Source organism: Bradyrhizobium sp. DN3, assembly GCF_041357655.1.
In the GTDB taxonomy this organism is placed as follows: Bacteria; Pseudomonadota; Alphaproteobacteria; order Rhizobiales; family Xanthobacteraceae; genus Bradyrhizobium.
In genome coordinates, this window is the sequence record NZ_JAULLN010000091.1 from 1 (window position 1) to 813 (window position 813).

Consider the following 813-nt stretch of genomic DNA (forward strand, 5'->3'; position numbering starts at 1 on the left):
TGCAGCGACGGCTTCATCTCCTTGCGGGTGAACCAGTCGGCGAACGCCATCGGCAGGAAGTGGCCGACGTCGATCACCTCGGTGGCCTGGCCCTTGATCACGGCCGAGCCCAGAATGCCCGAACCGGAGCCGCCGACCTCGATGTTGAGCCGCTCCTCGACGATGTCGATGATCTCGTCGACGACGAGGCCCATGGAGCGGCCGTCATCGGCGAACACCAGGATCGGCTGGGCGCCCTGGCTCGCGATGGTGACGCCCTCCATGGCGACCAGCGGCATCAGCTGCTCGCGGTACTGCACCATGTAGCGGCCGTTGCTGAACTCGATCTTGTCGGCCGGCAGCTCCTCGAGGCGGGTGACGAGGCCGAGCGGGACCGCCTTGGGCTGGGACGAGCCGGCGCGGAACACCAGCAGCGAGGTGGTCTGCTCGCCACTGCCGATGTGATGGCCTGCGTTCTCGTCGGCCATGTCATGGGCCGAGGAGCCGGCGGCGCCGAGCGCCTTGGCAATGCCGTTGGGATCGATGATCATGATGACGGCGCCATCGCCCAAGATGGTGTTGCCGGAGAACATGTCGATGTGACGCAGCTTGGTCGACATCGGCTTGACCACGATCTCCTCGGTGTGGAACACGCCGTCGACGACGATGCCAAAAGTCTGGCTGCCGACCTGGGTCACCACGATAAAACCGTTCTCGGGATCGGACGCGGCGCCATCGTCGATCTTCAAGAGCTTCTTCAGATGGATCAGCGGCAGCAGCTTGTTGCGCAGGCGCAAGACCGCGGTGTCCTTGATGCGCTCGATGCGGTGCTCG

General features: G+C 64.9%; 1 protein-coding gene. It reads right to left on the minus strand.

What is annotated here, in order from left to right; all coding sequences use genetic code 11:
* The coding region (locus tag AAE027_RS39480; protein WP_479714281.1) for a chemotaxis protein CheW at window positions 1-813 on the minus strand (813 nt) is incomplete at both ends.